Genomic DNA, 1,505 nt, shown 5'->3' with positions numbered 1-1,505 from the left:
GCCGGACAACACTCGGGCCCGGACGGGGCGGGCCCGAGTGTTGTCCGGCCGGGGACCAACCAGTGGTCGGTCCCTGCCCCGGCTGGTGGGGCGGCGGCAGCGGAGACCCCACTGCGTGCTGCATCCGGTGCCACTCCATCTCGTACGGCGATTGGCGCTGGCAGCGGGCCCGAACCCCCGCTCCCTACCGAACGGTACCTTCCCCGGCCGCCATTTGGTGAACGGCCGGGGAGGGGCCGAAGTGCCCATCCGCGCAAGGCAATTCGGGCGGAAGGGTCTTGGCGGTACTTACTCGCCCACTTCGCCGTACGCGGCGAGGAGGACGGCCGGGTCGGGGCCCTCCAGGACCGTCGGCTTGGCGAGGCCGTCGAGGACGATGAAGCGGAGCAGGTCGCCTCGGGACTTCTTGTCGACCCTCATGGTCTCCAGCAGCTTGGGCCACTGGTCGTACCGGTAGCTGAGCGGCAGGCCCACCGATTCGAGGACCGTACGGTGCCGGTCCGCCGTCACGTCGTCCAACCGGCCCGCGAGACGGCCCAGTTCGGCCGCGAAGTGCATGCCTACGGCCACTGCCGCGCCGTGGCGCCACTTGTAGCGCTCGTTCTTCTCGATGGCGTGGGCGAGTGTGTGGCCGTAGTTGAGGATCTCGCGCAGGCCCGACTCCTTGAGGTCAGCGGAGACGACCTCGGCCTTGACCTTGATGGAGCGCTCGATCAGCTCGGCGGTGTGCGGTCCTGCCGGGGTACGGGCGGACTCCGGGTCGGACTCGATGAGTTCGAGGATCACCGGGTCGGCGATGAAGCCGGCCTTGATGATCTCGGCGAGCCCGGAGACGTAGTCGTTGACCGGGAGGGAGTCCAGTGCGGCGAGGTCGCAGAGCACGCCGGCCGGCGGGTGGAAGGAGCCGACCAGATTCTTGCCCTCGGCGGTGTTGATGCCGGTCTTGCCGCCGACGGCCGCGTCGACCATGGCGAGCACGGTCGTCGGTACGGCGATCCAGCGGACCCCGCGCAGCCAGGTCGCGGCGACGAATCCGGCCAGGTCGGTCGTGGAACCCCCGCCGACGCCGACGATGACGTCGGAGCGGGTGAACCCGGACTGCCCCAGGGCCTTCCAGCAGTAGGCGGCGACCTCGGCGGTCTTGGCCTCCTCCGCGTTGGGCACCTGGATGGCGACGGCTTCGAAGCCCTGCCCGGCCAGGTCGGCGCGCAGCGCGTCACCCGTCTCGGCGAGCGCCTCGGGGTGGATGACGGCGACCCGCTTGGCCCGGTCGCCAACCAAGGCACCCAGTTCGCCCAGGAGTTGACGGCCCACCAGGACCTCGTACGGGTCACTGCCCGCCGTGCCGCCGACCTGGATCCGCGTCACTGACTCGCTCATGCTTCCTTCAACTCCAGTGCGTCCAGGACGGCTTGGGTGACGTCCTCGGGGGTGCGGCCGTCGGTGGGGACGACGGCCTGCGCGACCTCGGCATACAAGTGCCGCCTGGCTTCCATCAGTTCGCG

The 1,505-nt window shown here is 70.2% G+C and carries 2 protein-coding genes and 1 pseudogene; all 3 read right to left on the bottom strand.

What is annotated here, in order from left to right:
- A partial coding sequence (locus tag AC31A1_RS51260) for a Pro-rich N-terminal domain-containing protein (RefSeq protein ID WP_489659890.1) occupies positions 1-124 on the bottom strand: 124 nt, incomplete at its 3' end.
- A 164-nt stretch (positions 125-288) separates the two neighbouring features.
- Positions 289-1,380 (bottom strand): 3-dehydroquinate synthase, encoded by a 1,092-nt coding sequence (aroB, locus tag AC31A1_RS51255; RefSeq protein WP_489659889.1) that lies wholly within the window; start codon positions 1,378-1,380, stop codon positions 289-291.
- Positions 1,377-1,505, bottom strand: a pseudogene (locus tag AC31A1_RS51250) (shikimate kinase); the annotation flags it as partial. The gene aroB and the pseudogene AC31A1_RS51250, both read right to left, overlap by 4 nt.

Source organism: Streptomyces sp. P5F9, assembly GCF_057961495.1.
The sequence above is the reverse complement of the archived record's forward strand: the minus strand, read 5'-3'. Positions and strand labels throughout refer to the sequence as shown.

Bases quoted from the DNA above. Each gene is read 5' to 3' on its own strand.
- aroB (WP_489659889.1), bottom strand. From the start codon at position 1,380: ATGAGCGAGTCAGTGACGCGGATCCAGGTCGGCGGCACGGCGGGCAGT.